This is a genomic window from Collinsella aerofaciens, from assembly GCF_028206995.1.
Lineage (GTDB): Bacteria > Actinomycetota > Coriobacteriia > Coriobacteriales > Coriobacteriaceae > Collinsella > Collinsella aerofaciens_AQ.
In genome coordinates this window covers 1-23873 of the sequence record NZ_JAQLFL010000002.1, presented here as the reverse complement: position 1 = coordinate 23873, position 23873 = coordinate 1, and the positions used below count along the sequence as shown (strand labels likewise).

Genomic DNA, 23873 nt, shown 5'->3' with positions numbered 1-23873 from the left:
GAAGCCTTTCGATTTTGGGGAAACGTAGAGGGTATCGCTACAATATGGTATCAGCTGCAGAAATTATAGAGGAGGAGTCTGCCCATGCCGGGTAAAAGCCTAGAGAACATGCACGTAGCGGTCTTGGCGGGCGGTCATTCCGCTGAGCGCGAGATCTCGCTCAATTCGGGAAAGAACGTCGTGGTTGCCTTGAAGGAGGCCGGCTACACTTCGGTGGAGCTGCTCGACACGGCTGCCGATGATTTTATGGTAACCATGGCGACCGGCGGCTTTGACGTGGCGTTTATCGCCATGCACGGTGCCGGCGGCGAGGATGGCGCCATGCAGGGCGCCATGGAGACCCTGGGTATCCCCTACACGGCCTCGGGCGTGCTTGCCAGCGCCTGCGGTGCCGACAAGGAGGTCTCTAAGCTCTTGTACGCCAAGGCGGGCATCCCCATTGCCCCCGGCCTCGCGCTCGAGGTGGGCGATGAAGTCGATATCGATCGTATCGTCGAGGTTTGTGGCGAGCGCTGCTTTGTGAAGCCGGCCGTCAACGGTTCCAGCTATGGCATTTCCCTGGTCCATGAGCCCTCCGAGCTGCCCGCGGCAATCGCCAAGGCGTTTGAGTACGGCGACAAAGTACTGGTCGAGAAGTGCATCGAGGGTACCGAGATCACCGTCGGCGTATACGGCGAAGATGACGTGCGCGCTCTGCCGATTGTCGAGATTCGTAAGCCCGAGGACTGCGAGTTCTACGATCTGGACGTGAAGTATGTCGACCCTACGGACATCCATCGCATTCCGGCGCAGATTTCACCCGAGAATTACGCTCGTGCCCAGGAGCTTGCCTGTGCTGCTCACAAGGCCCTCGGTTGCCTGGGTATCTCGCGCAGCGACTTTATCGTGAGTGAGGACGGCCCCGTTATCCTCGAGACCAATACCATTCCCGGCATGACCGATACGTCGCTGTATCCGGACGAGATCCGCCACACCGACGACATGACGTTCCCGCAGGTCTGTGACAGCCTGATCCGTATGGGCCTTCGTCGAGCGGGCATTGCATGCTAATCGAGGACGCGGTTTCGTCAGGAACGCCGCAGTTTGTCATCGACTCCTATGCCACGCTTGCCGAACGCGCCAAAACGCAGTCCTTTGGTCTTATCGAGGAAGATGTGATTGTCCTCGATACCGAGACCACAGGTCTTTCGGTGCAGGACAATGAACTGATCGAGATCTCGGCGGCCCGTCTTTCGGGCCGCGAGATCGTCGACCGTTTCGATACCTTCGTGCATCCCAAGCAGCTGATTCCCGCCGAGATTACCGAGCTCACGAGCATTACAAATGCCGATGTGGCAGATGCCCCGTCGGCCGTTGAGGCCGTCGCCGCTCTCGCCGATTTTGTCGGTGGTTGCCCGGTGATCGCACATAACGCCACGTTCGACCGCTCGTTTATCGAGTCGGTCAAAGGCGGCGTCAACGTGAGCGATATTTGGATCGATTCGCTGGCGCTGTCGCGAATCGCGCTTCCGCGCCTGGCCTCGCACAAGCTGTCTTTTATGGCCGATCTGTTTGGCTGTGACTCGGTATCACACCGTGCCAATGCCGACGTCGACGCCCTGTGTGGCGTATGGCGCGTGTTGCTCGTGGCGCTCACCGACTTGCCCCAGGGCCTCATGGCGCGCCTAGCCGACATGCATCCGGATGTGCCTTGGTCCTATCGTCCTATCTTCTCATTCTTGGCAGGGCAGAACCCTGGTTCTATCTTCTCTCTCAGCGCCGCTCGTGCTGACGTTCTCAAGGCCGATCGCGCCGACGATCGGGTGGACGCCGACGAACTGCCGGTCCTCAAGATGCCGAGTCGTGAGGAGATTGAGGCAGACTATGCGCCAGGTGGCCTGGTCAATCGCATGTATCCCACTTACGAGCCGCGTGATGAGCAGATCGCGATGGCGCTCGAGGTCCGCGATGCGCTGGTCACGGGCACTCATCGTGTAATTGAGGCGGGCACAGGCGTCGGCAAATCGATGGCCTATCTGGTGCCTTTTGCCGAGGCGGCACGCCGTAACAACATCACGGTTGGTATTGCGACCAAATCGAACAATCTTGCAGACCAGCTCATGTACCATGAGCTGCCAAAACTTGCCGAGCAACTGGACGGTGGTCTGTCATTTTGCGCTCTCAAGGGGTATGACCACTATCCGTGCCTGCGCAAGCTTGAGCGCATGAGCCGCGGCCAGGTCGAGATTACCACCAAGCGCGATCCGGCGGACACGCTCACGGCGGTCGCGGTCATTATGGCGTACGTCTGCCAATCAGCCGATGGCGACCTCGACTCGCTTGGCATTCGGTGGCGCAGCGTCAACCGCCCCGACTTTACGACGGCCTCGCGCGAGTGTGCTCGTCGCCTCTGCCCGTTTTTCCCTGATAAATGTTTGGTCCACGGCGCTCGTCGTCGTGCGGCGCATGCCGATGTGGTGGTCACCAACCATTCCCTGCTGTTCCGCAATGTCGCGGCCGAGGGCAGGATTTTGCCTCCGATTCGTCATTGGGTAATCGACGAGGCCCATTCCATCGAGCGCGAGGCACGCCGTCAGTGGGCGCGCGTGGTATCGGCGGACGAATCACGCGTTCTGTTTGAGCGTCTGGGTGGCTCGAGCACCGGCGCGCTAAGCCAGGTTTCCCGTGATTTGGCAACCTCCGAGGGCTCTACGCTCTATCTGGGCCTTACTGCCAAGGCGACGTCGACGGTTGCGCGCGCGAGCATGGCAATCGCCGACGTGTTCGATGGCGTTCGCGAGCTCGGCCGCCGTGCCCGTGGGGGTTATGACAATGCCAATCTATGGATTGGCCCCGAACTGCGCGAATCTGACGACTGGCATGATTTCTTACAGTCGGCCTACGTTGCCATCGACGCGTTGGAACAGGCTGACAAGAGCGTCGACGCGCTGGTGCAAGCCGTCGCCGCCGACAAGCCCGAGGTTGTTGTCGACCTGGGTGATATCTCGCGCCGCTTGCACGAGCTGGCCGAGAACCTCAAGCTCATCATTGACGGCACCGATGAACACTACGTGTATTCGCTGCAGGTCAATCGCAGGTTGCGTGCCGGCGGAGAGTCAATGACCGCAGAGCGCATCGACATTGGCGAGGCCTTGGCAACCGAGTGGCTGCCCGAGGTTCACACGGCTATCTTTGCCTCGGCGACCATGACGGTGTCCAAAAGCTTTGAACACTTTAACCACGCGGTCGGCCTCGATCGCATCGGTGCTTCAACATCCTCATCGTTGCACTTGGACTCGAGCTACGACTTCGATTCGAACATGGCTGTAGTCGTTGCGGGTGATATCCCCGATCCGCGCGATCGTGAGAGCTATCTTACGGCGCTCGAGCGCGTGCTGGTCGACGCCCATCTTGCCATGGGCGGATCGGTGCTCACACTGTTCACCAATCGGCGCGACATGGAAGACCTGTACGCCCGCGTTGAGCCCAAGATGGCCCGTGCGGGTCTGGAACTCAACTGCCAGCAGCGCAACTCATCTCCTCGTCGCCTGCGCGACCGGTTTATCAGCGAGCCGACTTCATCGCTTTTTGCGCTTAAGGCCTTCTGGGAGGGATTCGACGCCAGCGGCGAGACGCTGCGCTGCGTCATCATTCCCAAGCTGCCGTTCTCGAGCCCTACGGACCCGCTCTCGTGCGAGCGCAACCTGCGTGAAGACCGCGCTTGGGCGCGCTATTCGCTGCCCGAGGCGGTGCTCGAGGTCAAGCAGGCGGCTGGCCGCCTTATCCGCTCGTCGACCGATTGCGGCGTGCTGATTCTGGCCGACCCGCGCCTGGTGACGAAGGGCTACGGAAAGAAGTTCTTAACGTCGCTGCCCACGAGCTCCTACCAGCGCATCGAATCGGCGCAGATCGGGCACTATCTGCAACTGTGGCGTGCACGCCACGAGCGGCGGCGCTAAAGCGGACAGACGAGGGTTTTTGCCATATCGCACAGACGCTTTGACAGGGCGGGGTCATCCAAGATGCGGATGGCTCCGCCCGCTGCGATTATCTGGCTCAGTAGCCAACGCTCGGAGCCGTAATGCACGGTTACCGTTGCCGTGTCTGCCCCGCTGCGCTCGATTAGGGTGATGCCGGCCCAGTCCAGATGCTCTGCCATATCGAATGGCATCAGGAGCTTTGCGCTACGCTGCGTCCGGGCAAGGGAATCGTGGAGGGATGCGACATCCGGTGCGTGAGGCACGACGGAGTCTTCCGTCAAGGCGAGTCCCTCGATTTTATCCATGCGATAGGTGCGCTGCTCATCGACTGTGATGTCCCAGGCAATCAGGTATGTTTGGTCGCCGTTTGCCGTAATGCGCAAGGGGTCGACCAGACGCTCGCGTGGCCGTGCATCGTTCATCGAGCGATACGAGATGCGGCAGCGAACGCCGTCCTGAATGGCGCAGCTCAGCTGCTGCCAGTGCGACCCGTGGTTGACGGTGTCAAGGACGCGCTGGTTATAGCCGAGCTCTTCGGGTAGAAGGGCATGTCGAATCCGAGCTGCCGTCTGCGGCTCGATCCCCAACGATTCAAGTTCATGGTTGAGCACAGCGCCCTCGGCGGCACTCAAGCGCAGCGGTAGCACACGCCCGGCGTCACCGGTGAGGACCACATGCTCGCCGCGGCATTCGCAGATGATGCGCGCGCCCGATTCTCGATCAGCGAGCGTCGAGACGATCTCGAGAATCTCGTCGAGCGATACCCCTGTGATGTCAAAGCGACTGCAAATCTCGGTTCGTGTCATGCCGCTCTCGCCGGCGGCGTAGAGGGCCTCCATGATGTCGATGGCGCGCGAGAGTCTCTGCTCGCTGGTGAGTTTACGCACGGGCATGCTCGTGCACCGTCCTTTCAATGAGGTGGTTCCACGCCTGCTTGAGCGATTTGGGGGCCATGGGCCTCATGCCGTCCATGGCGTGGGCCATGCAAAATGAGGCGGCGGCTTCAAGGTCGCGCACGTCAACGGTCCAGATCCATCCCGCATCGGTGTGTGCGAGCTCACCTCGCCCGCGCGTGAGGCCGTTGATCATATCGATCTGCGTCTGAGGGGCGAACGAGAACGTGGCTGCAACGGGCGGTCGGTCGGCGAAATCGAATTCAAAGAACAGATAGTCGTTGAGATTGAAGTCCGTAGGGATGGCGTAGGCCTTCGAAGGACGCCAAGCGCGAACGATACGGTCGCAGCGGAATGTCCTGATGTCGTCGGTGACATTGTCGAGGCCGCAGAAGTACGCCACGCCCTCGCGTTCGAACATGCCGTAGACACAGACGGTACGTTCTTTCTGCTCGCCGCGTCCGTTCTGATATAAAAATCGCAGCGCGCATCGCTCGGCAAAGGCGCTCCATACCGCATCGACGGTGGGAGAGCGGCGGATCGGTACTTCGTCCACCGCCGACATGCCGGTGAGGTAGGCAATTTTGGAGCGAATATCGGCAAGCGGCGCGGCAAAGGTGGAAGAGCCGGCCGCTAGCGTCTGGTCGATGGCGTTGAGTAGGATGTCGGCGTCGTCTGCGGTGATGAGGCCGCCTGCAGCAAACGTGTGCTCGCGGTCGATTGTCCACGAGCTTTCCTCGGTCTCCTGCGCACCGGCGGGGCGAACCTCCTTGATTAAGATGCCACGCTCGAGCAGTTTGTCACGATCGCGCCGAAACTTGCGCTTATCCGAGTCGATGTTGCCCGAGCCATATCCCAGGTCAGAATCCAAGACGATCTGCTCGGTCGTCAGCGGTTCGGGGGAGCTGTTGAGCACAAAGAAAAGGTTGAGGATGCGCTGAGCCGTTTTATCGAAACTGGGCTCCGAACTTCCCTTTTTAATTGTCGCGGTCGCGTCGCTTGCCGTCATAGAGTCCTCGCATAAGAAGGTGGTTTGCTGCCATGATTTTAGTCCGATATGGAGATTAGGCTATATCCTTGTCCGCTCGGGGCGTTAAGATGGCCCGAATTCGGTCGTTTGCGCTCGCTCGGGGTATACTTTCGACTATATACGGTTCTAATGTGCATGCATTGGGCCTATTTGTCGGATTATGGATGTGGAGCGCACATGGCGAACACCCAGAACTATATTAACCACCTGCTGCAAAACACCGGCATTACGCCGGCATGTAGCGAAGAAGAGCGCTTGGCTGCCGAGGATATCGCTCAGATCTTCCGCAACCACGGCTTTGATCCCGAGGTTCAGGAGTTCAATGCCCCGGCGCCCAGTAGGTTGGCATTTGCCGTTACCGGTATTCTTGCGTTTGCCGGCGCCCTGTTGATGGGCATCGGCGGCGGTATCGGCTTGGTCGGCACCTTGCTGGCCATTGTCGGCGCCGTTCTTTACGTGCTCGAGCGCACGGGCCACCCCGTGGTTTCGCGCCTGGGCAAGACGGGCGTGAGCCAAAATGTCATCGCCTACCACAAGGCCTCGGGCCCGCTCGCGTCTCCGCGCAACCGCCCGGTGGTCGTTGTCGCACACTACGACTCTCCCCGTGCTGAGCTGCTCGCCCGCGAGCCCTATGCTTCGTATCGTGCGCTCATCGCCAAGCTGTTGCCCGTTGCCACGGTTGCCCCCGCTGCCGTTGCCATCCTGCGTATCCTGCCGCTCCCCGGCGCGCTCAAGGTTCTGCTGTGGATTGTCGCGATCCTCGCTTCCCTCGTTGCACTTGCCAACGCGGCAAACATCATCTCTAACCGCCATATTCTTCCCTATACGTCCGGCGCGGTGTGCAACAAGTCTTCTGTCGCCGCTATGCTCGGCGTTATGGACAACGTTGCTCCCTTCCAGGGCGAAAACGAGTTTCCCGACGATGTTCCGTTCGATACCTATTTTGGGGAGCAGAAACGTCGTGCCGAGGAAATGGCGCGCGCAGCGGCGGAGTATGCCGCGGCCCAGCAGCAAAACGACTACGGCAACACCATCGAGTACGAAGAGCCTACCTACGTCGAGGACGAGTTCGGTCAGCCGATTGCTCCCGACGCTCAGACCGAGCCCGAACAGGGTGAGGCTTTCGACGAGCAGATCGAGGGCTTTGAGGGTGCGTCTGCTGACGAGACGCTGATTGGCGCCATCGTGCCCGAGGATCAGAATCAGGCTGTCCAGGCCGAAGAGTTCAATGACGAGGTTCCCGCTGCCGAGCCGGCGGAGGAGCCTGCCGCGGCTGAGCCCGAGCCCAAGCTCTATCGCAATGCCGCCGGCAACATCCGCTTTGGTTCGGATGCCATCCGTGCGCTCGGAATGCTTCCCGAGTCCTGCACGCTCGATTACGAGGAGGGCGAGGAGCCGACGTTTGAGCCCGAGCCTGCCCCCGTCGTGGCTGCGCCTGCGCCCGTTGTCGCTGCGGATGATGAGTCTGCCGCGGTTACCTCTGCCGTTGCCGAGCCCGAGGCGGTGTCCGCGATCGATCCCGCGGCAGGACTGGACATTTTGGCTCCCGCCGCGCCGGCGCAAGACGTTGCGGACGAGTCTGACGACGATTACGTTGAACAGCCGAGGCGCGTGTCTTACGAGAGCGATACTGATTTCTCGGCCGAGATTCCCGCGGCAACGCCCCATGCCGATATTGCATCCGCGTTCTCTTCGATTGGCGCCAGCGCTTCCAACTTCTTTAAGGGCGCGCTTGCAAAGGGCAAGAAATTTGTCGACGATTTCGAGGAGAAGCGCGCTGCCGCACGCGAGGCTGCCGAGCAGGAGGCTATCGCTCAGCAGCAGGCAGCCGAGGCGGCACGTGAGCTCGCGGCGCAAGAGTTCGAGCAGAACGAGGCTATGCAGTCCGTGCCCGTCGATGCTGCCGAAGCTACAACGTCTTTCGAGGCCCAGCAGCACGTCGATAGCACCATGTCGTTTGATGCCGCGCAGTTCGATTCCACGATAACGTTTGAAAAGCAGGGCACCGCGATTGCCGAGCCCCTTCCTGCTTCCGATGAGCAGGACGACGTGGCAGACGATGACGAGCCCATTGATGCTGCCGAAATTCAGGATGCTGCTGAGGACGAGCCCGTCGAGGCCAACTCTGACGAAGAGCAGTACGCGGCAGCCGAGCAAGATGATTCGACCGAGGTCGAGCAGGAGGAAGTGTCTGCGGTTTCCGAGACTCCCGAGACGGATGAGTCGAGGCCTTACTCCACGCAGATTTTCACCATGCCGACCCCGAGTGGTTCCGGTGCCACGGTTGCCGATACTGCTCCCACCCAGGACGAAACGGTCGATTCCCTTATGGCCCAGATTTCCTCCCAGGCATCACCGCGTCCGCAGATGAATGTTCCCGATCCGGCGTCGGCTCCGTCGCCCGCACCTTCCTCGTCTCCGCTGGCTTCGGTTCCCGATCCGCCGCTACCGTCGATGAAGCAGGCAAACGTTGCGTCTCGCACGTCGCTGTTCGACCTTCCCGACCCCTCCGCGCAGGTCAACGACCCCTTTGCTACCGCCCAGGGTCCCGAACCCACATCGGCACCCGTTGTGCCTCCCATGCCCGTTGCGTCGGGCGCGCAGCCGATCGAGACCATTTCGGCTCCCGCCCCGGCGGCACCCAAGTCTCGCAAACGCGGCCTGGGTGGCCTGTTCGGTCGTAAAAGGAAAAACGAGCAGGACAGCATGAGTGATTGGCTGGGCGTCGAAGACGATTACGATGCCAAGAAGTCCGGTCGCGGTATCGGTTCGTGGGATAACTTCGAGGACGATAACGATGGCTGGAAGGGCGGCGCTACGTCTTCCGATGGCGCTTCTTCCGAAGATATGCTCTCGGCTGTCGCCTCTATGGGCGATGATGAGCTGCTCGGTCACGATATCTGGTTTGTGGCAACGGGCGCCTCGGATTGTGATGGCGCCGGCATGAAGGCCTTCTTGGCTTCGCATCGCGATAAGCTCCGCGGCGTATTCTTCATCAATCTTGAATCCGTCGGCGCCGGTAGGCTTTCGGTGGTGACGGTCGAGGGCGAACAGCAGCTGCTCAAGGGCGATCGCCGCATCATGAACCTGGTCAGCAAGGTGTGCAAGTCGTTCCATGTCGATTGTGGCGCGCTCGAGATGCCCTATGCCAAGACCGATGCCTATGCCGCGCTCGAGGCGAGCCGCCGAGCCCTCACCATCGCCGGCGTGGACGGCACGCGTCTGGCTTGCGCTCGTACCGAGGACGACCTGCCCCACAATGTCAACCCGACGAACATTGCCACGGTATCCGAGGTCGTGACCGAGGTTATCCGCCGTTCGTAGACGGAGCTCTAAGGAGTCAACGTGTTTTCGTATATTAAGCGCCATTGGCCTGTCTACGTGATTTTGACCTTGATTGCCATTGCGTTAGGATTTGGGGCTGCCTACATCGTGGGTGCAAAGGGCTCGACCCCCGCCTCCGCAATCAGCGAAGAGGTGGAGCAAGAACAGAGTACGGGTGCCGATGGGATTCCTGAGTCCGAGCAGGCAATCGTTGATGGTGGATCTTCGTCTGCAGAGTAGATACGGCGATTTACATGATTGAAAGCGGGCGAGCCAGGGGACTGGCTCGCCCGCTTTTTCATCGCGCTAGCGCTTCTTTGGGGTCGACCTAAGGCGAGCGAACCATAGGGCTGCGGCACCCGAGGTCAGGAGCGCGGTGATGCAAGCGGCGATGGGAACTGATCCTGTTGCCGGTAGGTCCTGCAGTAGGGTACAGCGTTGAATGACACGGTCCTCGTCATGTGACTCAAGTTTATCGCCGCCGCCGTTGCGGCAAAGATCGACGCGTGCGCTGTTGGTGAGTGCGGTTTGGGGCGTATAAGCCGACGTCGCCTGCATGTGCACGATTGCGCCCCGAGCGTCTGTGCCAAGGATTGCTTTGGCATCGTCAAGGTCGTCGTGCTCATCTTTGAGATCATCGCGGGTCCAAGAATCCGCATCGCTTCGAGTCGTAAAGTCGGCGGCTACCGCACCGTATTCAATTCGAATGCCCGTTACGACGGTATTGGGTGTAAGGTCGAGCTCTTCCGCCTCGAGTGTGGTGGATTCCGTGGTCGAGACATCCGCCTTCCAGAGGCGCCAGCCGTCGTAATCGACGAGGCGACAGTCCTCACCAAGGCTCTCTTTTACTTCGTCGGACTCAAGCCAAGGATTTTCGTGTCCATCGTCAAGTGTCGCGTTCGCCGGTTCATCGACGTCTGTCGAGTCCAACGGCGTCGTGCGATACCACACGTTGCACAGACCGTTGAGGTCGCCGATGGCGACGGGGGTTTCGATTGAGACGAATCTCGCCGTATCGTCCTCGGCACACTCAAGATCATCGGTAATTGTGAACTCATCAACCCAGGTAGTTGAATCGTTTCGAGCGTCGATGGTATAGGAGAAAAGTCCATCCGTATTGGTTTGCGTCGCGGCGCGATTTTTACCATCTCCGTTGGCCAGCAGACCCTTTCCGATAGGTTGGACAAGCTCCTGACGCTTGTCGACCTGTCCTTTGATCTCGATGGGCGCATCCTTCATCGCGACGGATTGGACTTCTCTCGTATCCTTTATTTCAAACGTTATCTCCTCGGCAAGGTCATAGGTCCGCGGAGACATCATTTCGCGCAACGAGTAGGTGCCGGGTGCAAGATGTTCGACGCGGTGCGGCTTGTCGGATGAGGTCCAGGAGTCTATTTCGGTTTTATCGGGACCATATAAGGTGAGTTGTGCGCCTTCCACTTCCTGCTCACCGCTTGCATCGACCTTGGAGATATCAACCTTGGTGTAATCGTCGGATACGTTAAGCCGTGCTTCTACAACGGGCGTTTTCTGGTCGGCATAAGCGAGGTCTACGATATGGGGCGTCCGGTCGAGTAAGAAGCCGGTCGGCGCTTGAGTCTCGACAACCTCGTAGCGCGCGGTACCAGATCCCAGCGGCAGGTTGTCTGCGCGTGCTTCGCCAGTTTCATCCGTCGCGACGGTCGCGACGGTCTCACCGTCGATCGCGGCAATGCTACCATCGGGGCGCACGATATCACCCGAGGCACGGATCTCAAAGATGGCGCCCGCGAGCCTGCTGCCGTCTACGGCATCGGTTTTAACGATCCTGATGTTTCCGGTCGCGGCGTGGTCATAATACGAGGCGATTGCAACGGGCGTTAGGTTCATGTCGGCGGGTATGTTTACCTCGATCTCTTCGCCGACAAGATAGGGCTCTTTGGCCGAGGTTTCGCGTACATAATACGTGCCCGGCACGAGCGATTCGGGCAGTGTGACGGTCCCGGTCGCGTCAGTCGTAAAGGTGTCCATTACGTTATGTGCTGGATACCAGCAAGTTTGTGAGACAGGTTCGTGATTGCTGTCGAGGAGTTGGAAGGTGAATCCGGCTAGTGGAACAGAAGCGCCTGTTTGGGCGTCGCGTTTTACAATCTGGAGATGCGTCGACAGAGCGTGGTTATCCACGATATATTGAAGCTCGGCGCCGTTGGAAATCTGATTGGCCCCGACGGTCCATTCCCCTGCACGTTTAAAACCCTCGGGGACGGTTTCCGGAACCTCGCGAACCGTGTAGCCGGCACGGTCGTATGGGACGGCTCCGTGGACACCGGCGGGTCGCTTACCTGTGCCGAACCATGCTTCGGGCTGGTCTTTGGTGGAGGCAAAGCCATAGATGTTTGTGGTCAGTGTGCCAACAACCTGCTGAGAGCTGTTGCTGACAACCTCAAAGACAACACCACCCGCCGGCTGCTCCAGGCCGGATTGGTCGCTATTGCCGTAATCCTTGAATTTGGAAATCTCAAGGTTAAACGCAATGGGGATATCGGAAACGCGAGATTCGATCTCAACCACGCCTGAATCGCCGAGCTGGTCGGCTCCAACGGTATAGGTCCAGCTGTCGTTGGATGGCAGGTAGCCCTCGGGGGCTTTTGATTCGTAGATGGTAAAGGTTCCTAAGGGGACATCGGCGAGGGCGGCCCGACCGCTTTCGTCGGTCGTGAGGATTTGTGCCCATCCAGGGGTTGATTGCGACACACACGTGAACTCTGCTCCTGCGAGTGAAGATCCCACCTGGGGGCCGGCATTCGTCGCGGCATCGAGTTTTACGATACGCAGGTTGATGGTGCCGGGCTGTTCATCAATGGCGACCCGCCCGCCGTCATTCCCCGTGGTAAAGGCGATGCGATCACGACGGGGGACATAGCCGGCCGGCGCCTTCGTTTCAATCAGGTAGTACGCCGTGTTGGGTAGGAGTGTTGCTTGCGCTCGACCGTTGCTGTCCATCTTGATGGTGCCGACACGCGCGCCGCTGGTGCTCTCAAAAATATCGAATGTTGCCCCGGTAAACTGATAGGTATTGTTTCCGCTGGTAATAACGGTGTCAGCAGACTGCTTTTGGAAGGAAACAGAGACCGCCGGCAGTACATAGAGCATGTCTTGACGTTTGCTGCCGCCCGATACGGCTCCTAGATAGCGTCGCGCGCGGTGCGGAGCGGCTTTGATGCTTCCTGATTTTGCGCTGTCGTGGAGCCACCGCGCAGCCGCCACGACTTCATTGTCGGCGGTAAAGTGTCCGCTCTTGGTTTTGCCCTGAGCGGTCGTGTAGGAGTAGGTGCCGTCGACATGGGTAGTGCCGTTGAGCATCCATACGGCAAGCTGGGTGGCGGCGCGGGCGCGATCGGGTGAAAGATGGTAACCGCCAAACGACGTGGCGGTAGGATATCCGTGACAAACGATTGCCGCGAACTCGTCGTCGAGCCACACCCAGCCTTGATCAAAGTTGAGCCATGGGCCGCCCGGTTTGGTGGGGCCGGGGCGCTCCTGGTTCATGCAGTAGGCAATCGAGGTGTCTTGAGCTTCATACTTGCCGATGAAGAAGGGTCCACAATCATCGCTAATAGTGCGGAAGCCGAGCTGGTCGTAGCCATCGACGGCAAATGCGGCTCCCGGTGCCAGGCAGCCGAAAAGCAGGAAGAGGAGCAGGAGCAGCGGACCTGTTGCGATTGCGCTGTGGACAGAGTGCGTGGGTGCGTTGGACATGGCTGCTCCTTATCCCTCGTGCGCCGCACGGGGAGGCTGCGACGCGTAGGATGAGGCTACCCCCGAGGTTCATGCGGGTAAGTACCGGAGCCTGACCAAAAGCTTGCCCGATTTCTGACAAATCGAGCTCAAATACAACAATCAGATAAAAGTGCAGGTAGAAGATGGTAAGAAAAGAAAGACAAAGGTCCTCATCTCCACAATTGGCGCGGTTTTCAAATGATTCTCCACAGCTAAAACAAGCATCGACACCCTTGTATCGAACAAGACAACCGCGTTATACTATCCCCCACATATGCGGGCATCGCCAAGTGGTAAGGCATCAGCTTCCCAAGCTGACACTCGCGGGTTCGAGTCCCGTTGCCCGCTCCATTCGAATTTCAGGCACGGTAACGTTTCGTTACCGTGCCTTTTTCAATAAAGTGCCGGGACTCGAACCCGACAGGGTGCGAGCGTTAAATAAACGCGAAGCGTTTATAGCGAGCAGGCGAAGGCGCCGACAGGCGCCTGAAGCCGGTGCGGATTTGCGAAGCAAATACGCGGACGTCCCGTTGTCCGCTCCATGGAGCACAGAAGACCTCGGGACGGCCAATTCAACAAAGTCTTCCCCATCGTCACCGTGAATCCGAGGGGATCGACCGCAGCCGGTGCGTATTTGCGAAGCAAATGCGCGGACGTCCCGTTGCTCGCTCCAATTCCAAAATGTTAGGTTAATGCCTGCTGCCCATACTTGCACCTGCGCACGGTACAATGGTTGGGTTACGACCAACGTGCCAATAACCAAAAAGGAGCCGCTATGATCGATCGCTATACCCGCCCGGAGATGGGACACATTTTCTCCCTCGAGAACAAGTACGCCATTTGGCAGGAGATCGAGGTCTTGGCCTGCGAGGCCCAGGCGGAGCTCGGCAAGATCGGTATTTCCAAAGACGAGGCCCAGTGGATCCGCGACCATGCCAACTTTGAGAAGGCGAAGGTCGATGAGATCGAGGAAGTCACGCGCCACGACGTCATTGCCTTCCTGACCAACATGAAGGAGTACATCGATGCCGATGTTCCCGAGGGCGACCCCAAGCCCAGCCGCTGGGTTCACTATGGCATGACCAGCTCCGATCTGGGCGACACGGCCCTGTGCTACCAGCTCACCCAGGCCTGCGACCTGATCATCGAGGACGTCAAGAAGCTCGGCGAGATTTGCAAGCGTCGCGCTTTCGAGGAACGCAATACGCTCTGTGCCGGCCGCACTCATGGCATCCACGCCGAGCCGATGACCTTCGGCATGAAGTTTGGCTCTTGGGCCTGGGAGCTCAAGCGCGATCTGGATCGTCTTGAGGACGCCCGCAAGAATGTTGCCTTCGGTGCTATCTCGGGCGCTGTCGGCACGTACAGCTCCATCGAGCCGTTCGTCGAGGAGTACGTCTGCGAGCACCTGGGCCTGGTTCACGACCCGCTGTCCACGCAGGTTATCAGCCGCGACCACCACGCCTATCTCGCCGGCGTTCTCGCCACCACCGCAGCCACCTGCGAGCGCATCGCGACCGAGGTCCGCAATCTGCAGAAGACTGATACGCTCGAGGTCGAGGAGCCGTTCCGTAAGGGCCAAAAGGGCAGCTCCGCCATGCCGCACAAGCGCAATCCCATCACCATGGAGAAGGTCTGCGGTCTGTCGCGCGTCGTGAAGTCCAACGCCCAGGTCGCCTTCGATAACGTCGCCCTGTGGCACGAGCGTGACATTTCGCACTCCTCTGCCGAGCGTGTCGCCCAGGCCGATAGCTTCATCGCACTCGACCACATGTTCCAGTGCCTCATCCGAGTTATCGACGGCCTGCAGCTGTACCCTGCCCGCATGATGGCCAACCTCAATAAGACCCGCGGCCTCATCTTCTCCTCCAAGGTGCTGCTCGCCCTCGTCGATACGGGCATCACCCGCGAGGACGCGTACGCCATTGTGCAGGAGAACGCCATGGCAACTTGGCACGAGGTACAGGATTGTGTCTCCGGCCCCACCTTTAAGGAGCGTCTCGAGGCCGACCCGCGCTGCACCGTCAGTCAGGAGAAGCTCGACGAGATCTTTGATCCGTGGGACTTCCTCACCCGTATCGACACGGTCTTTGATCGTCTGGAGCAGCTGAGCTTCGAGTAGGTTCGGGCATAACGTTAGCTTTTTAGGGCGCTTTGCTGGTAATGTGTGTTGCCGGCAAAGCGCCTCGTTGCATTTAGGGAAAGACGGGGATAATAGTCGTCTCGAATAACATTCTGAGAGGGGATCGCATGATTTCGTTTGATTACAAGCCTCAGGGCGTGTGTGCTCGCAATATTCACCTTGATCTTTCCGATGACGGCAACAAGGTGATGGGCGTTGAGTTTACCGGCGGCTGCGACGGCAATCTCAAGGCTATCTCCAAGCTGGTCGAGGGCGCTCCTGCCGATCGCGTAATCGAGGTTCTCGCCGGTAATACCTGCGGTATGAAAAAGACCTCCTGCGCCGACCAGCTTACACGCGCTATCGAGGCCGCTCGCACCGAGATCGCCTAATGGGTATCGCCGATCACATCAAGAACGGAATATCGCGTCGCGGCTTTGTACTCGGTGGGGCTGCCGCGGGCGCTGCCACGGTGCTTGCCGGATGCTCGAAAAAAACGGGCACCAGCGATGATGCCGCCGGCGAGCCGCAGGTTATCAAGGACGATTCCAAGATCATCTCGATTACGGATGAGTACGAGGCAGTCGACATCGATCTTGAGCCGGCGGCGTCGTGGACGCTGCCTCTGGGTACGCTGCTGTACTACTGCGACGGCGATTACGCCGCGGCGATGATGGCGCCCGCATCGGCGCTGCACGCCAACACACTCGGTGTGCTCAACCTGGGTGATGGCTCGCTTACCACATTAATCGAGGATCCTATCGAGGGCACGGGATATGCATTCTACGATGTCCGTGCCGGCGACGGCGTATTCGCGTGGGTTGAGATGAACTTTGCCAATTCATCGTGGAAGCTCTACGCTCAAAATCTGTCGGGCGCTTCGCTCTCTGGCGACGTGGTTGAGCTCGATCGAGGTGGCAAGGACTATGATCCGCCCCTGTTTACGGCGTTCGGGTCATCGGTCATCTGGTATAAAATGCCTTCGGCAGGCGGCAATAAAACGAGTAGTGATTCGTTTTGCTATCGTCGCTCGCTTGATGAATCCAAGGCCGAGGTAATTTGGAAATCGACGGGCCGCTTTGCATCGGCCCCGCGCGCGAGCGACGGCATTTTGACCATCTCGCCGCGTGTCCGCAACGACGAGGGCGTCTACTACGGCATAACGGCAATCGATCTGACCGACGGCAACAACACCAAGCGTGCCCAGTTGGTCCTCCCTTCGTCAGTTTCGCCTTTCGAGGCCGTATATATGGGCGATACCTTCGTGTTTTCTATCGAGGCGGCCTATAGTGGCGTGGGCAGCCTGGGCAATATGGGCACGTATATCGGTAATGAGGGAGGGCCGTACCTCTTCCTGTCACGCGAGCCGCTCGCATGTGCGGCTGGCAAGAAGAATAAATACCTTGTTAAGGTACAGGCGTCGCATTTCCTGATCGACACCTCTGCCAAGACCTATGGCTCGCTGCTGTCGCCCGACCGCGCTTTGGAGTATGGCGATTATCCAGCTACGGCGGGAAAATCGGACTCATTCCTTACGTACGCCACGGTGCGCAACAGCCAGGGTATACCAGAGACGGTCACTGCACGCCTATTCTCTCTTTAAGCTTAGAGGGGTTAAAAAGGCGCCAACAGGGGAATAAACGCGTTGTAATTGTGAGTACCGCCCGCCGAGCTGCCGCGTCATAGCGGCATCTGGCGGGCTCAGGTGCGTTAAAATGGGCTTGTTCTTAGCTAATTGAGACAGGGGGGCCGTGTTATGGCTTCAGATGCAAAAAAGATTCTGCTGGTCGAGGATGAGAAGGCAATCCGTGACGCCGTCGCTGCCTATCTCGAGCGCGAAGGCTACTGGGTTGTGGGCGTCGGCGATGGCCAGTCCGCGATCGAGGAGTTCGAGAAGCATCAGTTCGACCTGGTCGTGCTCGACCTTATGCTCCCCAAGATCCCCGGCGAGCGCGTTTGCCGCACCATTCGCGATACCTCGGATGTCCCCATCATCATGCTGACGGCTAAGGGCGAGATCGAGGACCGTATTATCGGTCTTGAGCTCGGCGCCGACGACTATCTGATTAAGCCGTTCTCGCCGCGCGAGCTCGTCGCCCGCGTTCGCGCTCTGTTCCGCCGTGCCCATCAGGCCGACGAGCCCGCCGTCGAGGTACTCGACTTCGGCGATCTGGTCATCGATATCTCGGGCCACAAGATCTTGGTCGAGGGCAAGGAAGTCGATCTGACGGCTTCCGAGTTCAAGCTGCTCACCACGCTTGCCCGCCATCCCGGCCGTGTGTATAACCGCATGGAGCTGGTCGAGAAAGTGCTCGGGTATGACTTTGAGGGCTATGAGCGCACCATCGATAGCCACGTGAAGAATCTTCGCGCCAAGCTGGGCGATGATCCCAAGAAGCCCAAGTGGCTCTACACCGTCCATGGTGTCGGCTATCGCTTCGAGGCTCCGGCCAAGACCGATAAGTCGGACGAGAAATAGGGAAATCACATATGACACCTGCGCGCTTTGAAATCGGACAAAAGCACAAGCAGGAGAGCGAGGCGGGTTCCAAGGCTAGTTGGAACACGCCTCGTTCCGATTCACGGCCAACGATGAGCTATCCCTCGCGCATGGCACTTGCTTTTGCTCTGACATCGCTCATGACGGTATTGGTGCTGGTGGGCGTTGTCTCTGTTGTGTGGGGCACGGTCTTTTCGGATTACACACGCTCCAATATCGTCGAAATCGCAAATTCCGCTGCCGAGAAGTTGGCGACCTCATATGAGGAAAACGGCTCTTGGACCGCGGGAGAACTGCGCACGGTCGCAACGTCGAGTTTGGTTTCCGACGATCTGGGCATGCAGGTCGTCAATAAAAAGGGTGTGATCGTTTATGACGATTCCTGGCCCTCGGCAAGCGCCACCGCCGATGTACGCGAAAACCAGGCTACGACCGACGACACGAGCGGCAAGAGGGCATCGCATAGCCCGGTCTCGTCTGCTCCAACCGACTCCGATAGCGTTGCTAACGTCGAGATTGTAACGTCTTCCGGCGAGCATGTCGGACAGGTAAAGCTGTGGGCCATCGGCTCCGACGCTCTGCTCACCAAGGCGGACTCTGCGTTTAGGGAGAAGACCTTTAACGCCATGGCCCTCGCCGCGGTTGTTGCAATCTGCATTTCGGTCGTTATCGGATCGCTCGTGTCGCGCATGCTCACCAAACCGATTCATCGCATCACCAGTACCGCAAAGCAAATCCGTGACGGCGACCTGTTGGCTCGCACGGGGCTGCGCGGTGATGACGAGATCGATCAGCTGGGTGAGACCTTCGATGAGATGGCCACCTCGCTCGAGAAGGATATGAAACACGAGAAGCGCCTGACCTCAGACGTTGCACACGAGCTTCGCACGCCGCTTATGGCCATGCTCGCAACGGTCGAGGCCATGCAGGATGGCGTGTATCCCACCGACGATGAGCATTTGGAGACCGTTGCTTCCGAGACGCGTCGCCTGGCTCGTCTGGTGCAGCAGATGCTCGACCTATCGCGTATGGAAAACAGCACGGCTCCGCTCAATCTAGAACCGGTGGACATGGTTCCGTTCGTGCGATCGATTGTGAACGGCCAGGAGCGTCTGTTTGCCGACCGTGACCTTCGTCTTCGCTTTGCAGATGAAACCCAAGGGCACGACGATGTCGTCGAGGCCGATCCCGACATGATCACGCAATGTGTTATCAACCTCATGAGCAACGCCATGCGCTACACCCCCGAGGGCGGTTGGGTCGTGGTGTCGGTGCTCAGTGACCGCAGGCACGTCAGCATTGCCGTTTCTGATACCGGCATCGGTATTGCCAAGGACGATCTGTCGCGCATTTTCGGGCGGTTTTGGCGCGCCGATGCCAGCCGCGCCCGCGAAGCTGGCGGCCTGGGCGTCGGCCTCGCCGTGACCAAGCAGATCGTCGAGCGTCACCATGGCTACATATCCGTGGAGTCGGAGCTTGGAAAGGGTACGACTTTTACAATTCATCTGCCCCGCGAGCACACGGCGGACGCGGCATCTACTACAATGGAGCACTAGCTTTTCGCTATTCGGTGAAGGAGGGGCCGCGTCCCTGCCGCTCCGAGTTTGCGAAAACATGCGGGAAAGAACCCGCATTTCTGTCGTATTTAGGTAAGGAGTGACTCACGTGACAACGATGGAGCGTCGTCCGGATTCCCGTGGCAAGGTTCGTGATATTTACGATGCCGGTGAAAACCTGCTGATGGTCGCCACCGACCGCATTTCTGCGTTCGACTTCATTCTTCCCGACGAGATTCCGTTTAAGGGAGAGGTGCTCAATCGCATCTCGGCATTCTGGTTCGATAAGTTTGCCGACATCGTTCCCAACCATCTCGTTTCCATCGACCCGGCGGATTTCCCCGAGGAGTTTGCTGAGTATCGTGACTACCTCGCTGGCCGCGCCATGCTGGTTAAGAAGGCCCAGACGATTCCTATCGAGTGCATCGTCCGCGGCTATCTGACCGGTTCGGGCAAGAAGACCTACGACGAGAACGGCACCGTCTGCGGCATCCAGCTGCCTGAGGGCCTGACCGAGGCTTCCAAGCTTCCCGAGCCGTTGTTCACGCCGTCCACGAAGGCCGAGATCGGTGACCACGACGAGAACATCTCGTTCGAGCGTTGCTGCGAGATCGTGGGCGAGGACATCGCCACGCAGATTCGTGACCTTTCCCTCAAGATCTACAAGGCCGCTGCCGAGTACGCCGCGACCCGTGGCATCATCATTGCCGACACCAAGTTCGAGTTTGGTGTCATCGATGGCAAGGTCACGCTGATCGACGAGTGCCTCACGCCCGACTCCAGCCGTTTCTGGCCTGCTGCCAGCTACGAGGAGGGCAAGATCCAGCCTAGCTACGACAAGCAATTCGTCCGCAATTGGCTCAAGGCCAACTGGGATATGACGGGGGAGACCCCGCACCTGCCCGCCGAGGTCATCGATGGCACGTCCGAGCGCTATCGCGAGGCCTTCCAGATCATCACGGGCTCCCAGTTCACAAGCATGAAGGAGAACGCATAAGTGAGTACCCGTAGCGCCACGAACAAGCGCACGCAATCCCACGAAGTTACCGGGGTTGCGCGCAAGTCTGCCGCATCTGCTAAGCCCGCCCGCCAAGCAGCGAGCTCCGTTCGCGTCGTGCCGGCTTCGTCTAAGGCACGCCGCAAAGAGCTCGAGAAGGGCGAGAACCTCGAGGGCCTCTCTAAAGAGGAGAAGCGCGCCCGCAAGGCTAAGCAGCGCGCCAAGGAGGACCGCATCTATACGGTGTCGAATATCCTCCTCAAGCAGGACGAGGACTACACCAAGCGCCGTCGCATCTGGTGGATTGTGCTCGCCATTGGCATGGTGCTCGTCGTGGCAATTTGGGCCTCGCTGTACTTCGCTCCCGCTGGCATGGTGTCCAGCCCTGTCCAGATGGTCGGCATCGTTTTGTCCTATGTCATCATCCTGGGTGACTTTATCTACGACTTCGCTCGTATTCGTCCCTTGCGCAACATGTACCGCGCGCAGGCCGAGGGCATGTCCGAGAACAAGCTCAACGCTCTTATCGAGCGCGCAGCTGCCGAGGAGGACAAGAAGGACTCCAAGAAGAAGTAGCGTTTGCATACATACTTATCGCTAAGATATAAGGCGCGTCGTTTTTGCGGCGCGCCTTTTTACTGTTCTATAGATAGATGGAGTGGCACATGATTCGAGCTGCCCTGACGGTCGAAGAGGCCCTGGAGGGTATGAAGTCCCTGGAGCCCAAGATTAAAAACTATGCGCGCCTGGTTGTCCGCAAGGGCGTAAACGTTAAGCCCGGCCAGGAAGTCGTCGTTCAGTCTCCGGTTGAGTGCGCGCCGTTTGCGCGCGTGGTGGTCGCGGAGGCCTATGCTGCCGGCGCCGGCCACGTGACGGTCATCTGGGCCGATGATGCCGTGACGAGGCTCACGTACGAGCATGTCGAGAAAAGCTATTTTGAGCAGACGCCCGAGTGGAAGCGCCTGCAGCTGGATTCCCTGGCCCAGGACGGTGCCTGCTTTATCTTTATCGAGGGTGCGGACCCCGCCGCCCTTAAGGGCATCGATCCCGCTAAGCCCGCTGCAGCTTCTAAGGCAAAGAACACGCAGTGCAAAGTTTTCCGCCGTGGACTGGATTACAACATCAATCCGTGGTGCATCGCCGGCGCTCCGGTCGTGGCTTGGGCGCGCGAGGTGTTCCCGGGAGACGCCGATGAGGTTGCAATCTATAAGCTGTGGAATGCGATTCTGCACACCGCTCGCGCCGATGGCCAGGACCCAGAGAGCGACTGGGAACTCCATGACGCCGCATTCGAAAAGAACCTGCGTTTCCTGAACGACAATCGTTTCGACCGCCTGCATTACACCGCGGCAAATGGAACCGATCTGACGATTGGCATGACGAAGGGTCACGAGTGGGCCGGCGGCAAGGGCAAGACGCCCGATGGGCACCCCTTCTTCCCCAACATTCCCACCGAGGAAGTCTTCACTTCGCCCGATCGCATGCGCGCCGACGGTATCGTGTACTCGGCCATGCCGCTCATCCACCACGGCAATAAAGTCGACGATTTTTGGATTAAGTTCGAGGGCGGCCGCGTGGTGGACTACGACGCCCGCGTGGGCAAGGCAACGCTCGCAAGTATCATCGATACTGACGAGGGCGCTGCTCACCTGGGAGAGGTCGCGCTCATTTCCAAGAACACGCCGATCCGCGAAAGTGGTGTTCTGTTCTACGATACGCTCTATGACGAGAACGCTAGCTGCCATCTCGCGCTAGGTGTCGGTTTCCCCGAATGCATCGAGGGTGGGTACGACATGTCCAAGGAGGAGCTCCTGGAGCATGGTGTTAACGTCTCGAGCACGCACGTCGATTTTATGATCGGCACGGACGACATCGATATTACGGGCATTACGCCTGATGGACGTGAAGTTGTGATTTTCCAGAACGGCCAATGGAGTTGGGAATAGTCCCAGACCGTGGTACAATGCCACCCGCGGGCCGTTAGCTCAGCTGGCAGAGCAGGGGACTTTTAATCCCAAGGTCCAGGGTTCGAACCCCTGACGGCCCACCATAGAAAAGAAAGCGATCGACTCCGGTTGGTCGCTTTTTTATTGCCGCGACACGGGTTCGAACCCGTCGGGGCGCGGAGCGCCGCAGCGGCCGCCTGCGGAGCAGGCTGAACCCCCGACGGCCCACCCAACGAAAGGAAAACAAAATGAAAACAGATAGATACGGAATTAGCGGCAGCACATTAAAGATAATAGCGGCCATTTCGATGGTTCTCGATCATGTAAGCAGGATCGTCCTGACCAATGGAATCATGACTCACGCATCGTACAATCAGATATCAGACGAGCAGTGGGCGATTCTAAGCGAGGCTTCGGATGTGCTTCATGTTCTTGGCAGAATTGCATTTCCCTTATTTTGCTTTTTGATAGTTGAGGGATTTTTGCATACTCATGACATAAAGAAGTACCTGCGAAATATGCTTGTCTTCGCAATCATTGCGGAGCCCATATACGATTTCGTTCAAACCGGGCAGCTATTTGACCTTCGGCAACAGAATGTTATGTATGAGCTCCTGCTTTCCTTGGTCTTTTTGATTATTCTGGAAAAGATACAAAGTCTTTCAAAATGGAAGAGGCACATTGCAGAAATTGCTCTGATTGTTTTGACAGCACTGGCAGCTGAATACACTAAGCTGGATGGCGGTGCGTATGGCATTCTGCTTGTGGCTGCATTCTATTTATTCCACGACAGCAAAGCTAAGATGTTCTTTGCTGCAGTATGTGCAGTGCTCCTTTCGTCATGCCATATAATTGGCGGCGGATTTGAGTTCACTACAGCTAATATTTTTAATCCTGATGTTGCTGCCGCGATAATTTCGTTGTTGCTTATCAATCTTTATAATGGCAAGCGAGGGCTGAAGCTGAAATATTTCTTCTACATTTTCTATCCGGCACATCTTGCTCTGCTTTATGGTGTCTCGCTTATTGTTTTGAACTGTCTTTAAAAACTCTCAAACAAGTCTCTGAAAGCAGAAACAAATTGACCCTAAGACTGCTTGTGAATTTCCGGAAGACCTGAGAGATGCGAGGATAGACAACGAGGGCTGCAGAAAGATGCTTCTCAGTTCTCTGGCGGATCGCATGAATCTGTATGAGGATCACTTCCACACACTCATTGATAACAGTGATAAACACGGCAGATCCTCAAAACATGAGACTGCGAAGGTCGAAAGATGCTTCGAAAGCATGAATGGCAGCGAGAAAACGAGTTCGGAAGCACCCTCTGGATGCTCCAGCATAGAATAGAAAGCGGTCAACTTCGGTTGGCTGTCTTTTTTTGTCGCCCTTTCATGGGTTCGAACCCGTATCTATCTATATATAAGAACGCTTGGCGAACAAAACCCGCCTTTTACCGATGGGAAACAAATAGCTGATGCCTTTGGAGTAAAGTAGCGCTCCAGAGATGACCGATGTCTCAATACTCATAAAACAGCTGGTCATCGCCAATATCAGAAGCTGCTGCTTCGAATACGGCCTCAGCGAAGCAACTGAGGGTTCTATTCATTTGTGAACAAATTATGGAGTGCGCGATTCCCGCCCCCGGGGCCCCTCCGGTCTGGCAATATATCTCCTTGCCGCGCGGCCCGGTGGAACCGGATCAGCCGCAAAGCGTGCACCTTGAGAACCGGATACTGCGAGGATGGACACACCAGATGTGTCGCATCCGGGCAGACATCGAACCATTT

16 protein-coding genes and 2 tRNA genes are annotated in these 23873 nt (G+C 58.3%); 15 read left to right on the top strand and 3 right to left on the bottom strand.

What is annotated here, in order from left to right:
* Positions 1–84 precede the first annotated feature (84 nt).
* Both PMX60_RS01985 and PMX60_RS01980 read left to right on the top strand, forming a co-directional pair.
* Complete coding sequence (locus tag PMX60_RS01985) at positions 85–1050, top strand: D-alanine--D-alanine ligase family protein (RefSeq protein ID WP_215673724.1); 966 nt, start codon at positions 85–87, stop codon at positions 1048–1050.
* Positions 1044–3938: a helicase C-terminal domain-containing protein gene (locus PMX60_RS01980; RefSeq protein ID WP_271746699.1), complete on the top strand. Its 2895-nt coding sequence runs from the start codon at positions 1044–1046 to the stop codon at positions 3936–3938. The genes PMX60_RS01985 and PMX60_RS01980 overlap by 7 nt, the downstream gene beginning before the upstream one ends.
* On the opposite strand, the gene PMX60_RS01975 is transcribed toward PMX60_RS01980, so the two are convergent.
* The gene (locus PMX60_RS01975; protein WP_271746698.1) at positions 3935–4852 is read right to left on the bottom strand and encodes a helix-turn-helix transcriptional regulator; all 918 of its coding nucleotides are present in this window, start codon (positions 4850–4852) and stop codon (positions 3935–3937) included. The two genes, PMX60_RS01980 and PMX60_RS01975, sit on opposite strands and share 4 nt — an antisense overlap.
* Positions 4839–5861 carry a helix-turn-helix transcriptional regulator gene (locus tag PMX60_RS01970; protein ID WP_271746697.1) on the bottom strand — a complete coding sequence of 341 codons (1023 nt, stop codon included), beginning with the start codon at positions 5859–5861 and terminating at the stop codon, positions 4839–4841. The genes PMX60_RS01975 and PMX60_RS01970 overlap by 14 nt, the downstream gene beginning before the upstream one ends.
* Positions 5862–6059: 198 nt before the next feature.
* Here PMX60_RS01970 and PMX60_RS01965 point away from each other — a divergent pair, with 198 nt between their 5' ends.
* Together PMX60_RS01965 and PMX60_RS01960 are read left to right on the top strand one after the other, a co-directional pair.
* On the top strand, positions 6060–9206 hold the full coding sequence (locus PMX60_RS01965; protein WP_271746696.1) for a hypothetical protein: 3147 nt from the start codon (positions 6060–6062) through the stop codon (positions 9204–9206).
* Between the two features lie 21 nt (positions 9207–9227).
* Entirely contained in the window at positions 9228–9446 is a 219-nt protein-coding gene (locus tag PMX60_RS01960; protein WP_022094153.1) for a hypothetical protein, read from the top strand.
* Positions 9447–9512: 66 nt separating this feature from the next.
* Here PMX60_RS01960 and PMX60_RS01955 read toward each other — a convergent pair whose 3' ends face one another.
* On the bottom strand, positions 9513–12944 hold the full coding sequence (locus tag PMX60_RS01955) for a SpaA isopeptide-forming pilin-related protein (protein WP_271746695.1): 3432 nt from the start codon (positions 12942–12944) through the stop codon (positions 9513–9515).
* Positions 12945–13241: 297 nt separating this feature from the next.
* Between PMX60_RS01955 and PMX60_RS01950 the strand changes: the two genes are divergently transcribed.
* From PMX60_RS01950 to PMX60_RS01900, 11 genes are all read left to right on the top strand, one after another.
* Positions 13242–13316, top strand: a tRNA-Gly gene (locus PMX60_RS01950).
* Positions 13317–13740: 424 nt separating this feature from the next.
* The gene (gene purB / locus PMX60_RS01945; RefSeq protein ID WP_271746694.1) at positions 13741–15087 is read left to right on the top strand and encodes an adenylosuccinate lyase; all 1347 of its coding nucleotides are present in this window, start codon (positions 13741–13743) and stop codon (positions 15085–15087) included.
* 128 nt (positions 15088–15215) lie between these two features.
* On the top strand, positions 15216–15479 hold the full coding sequence (locus tag PMX60_RS01940) for a TIGR03905 family TSCPD domain-containing protein (RefSeq protein ID WP_006236206.1): 264 nt from the start codon (positions 15216–15218) through the stop codon (positions 15477–15479).
* On the top strand, positions 15479–16690 hold the full coding sequence (locus tag PMX60_RS01935) for a twin-arginine translocation signal domain-containing protein (RefSeq protein WP_055310311.1): 1212 nt from the start codon (positions 15479–15481) through the stop codon (positions 16688–16690). The genes PMX60_RS01940 and PMX60_RS01935 overlap by 1 nt, the downstream gene beginning before the upstream one ends.
* A gap of 153 nt (positions 16691–16843) precedes the next feature.
* A complete protein-coding gene (locus tag PMX60_RS01930; RefSeq protein WP_006236208.1) occupies positions 16844–17566 on the top strand; it encodes a response regulator transcription factor in 723 nt (240 codons plus the stop codon).
* Between the two features lie 11 nt (positions 17567–17577).
* The gene (locus PMX60_RS01925; RefSeq protein ID WP_271746693.1) at positions 17578–19143 is read left to right on the top strand and encodes a sensor histidine kinase; all 1566 of its coding nucleotides are present in this window, start codon (positions 17578–17580) and stop codon (positions 19141–19143) included.
* 118 nt (positions 19144–19261) lie between these two features.
* Positions 19262–20140, top strand: a complete 879-nt coding sequence (locus tag PMX60_RS01920; RefSeq protein ID WP_035136481.1) for a phosphoribosylaminoimidazolesuccinocarboxamide synthase — start codon at positions 19262–19264, stop codon at positions 20138–20140.
* A complete protein-coding gene (locus tag PMX60_RS01915) occupies positions 20141–20716 on the top strand; it encodes an ABC-2 transporter permease (RefSeq protein ID WP_022093792.1) in 576 nt (191 codons plus the stop codon).
* Between the two features lie 89 nt (positions 20717–20805).
* A complete protein-coding gene (locus PMX60_RS01910; protein WP_271746692.1) occupies positions 20806–22086 on the top strand; it encodes an aminopeptidase in 1281 nt (426 codons plus the stop codon).
* Positions 22087–22114: 28 nt separating this feature from the next.
* Positions 22115–22190: transfer RNA gene (locus tag PMX60_RS01905), tRNA-Lys, on the top strand.
* A gap of 144 nt (positions 22191–22334) precedes the next feature.
* Complete coding sequence (locus PMX60_RS01900) at positions 22335–23132, top strand: TraX family protein (RefSeq protein ID WP_148331780.1); 798 nt, start codon at positions 22335–22337, stop codon at positions 23130–23132.
* Positions 23133–23873: the final 741 nt, after the last annotated feature.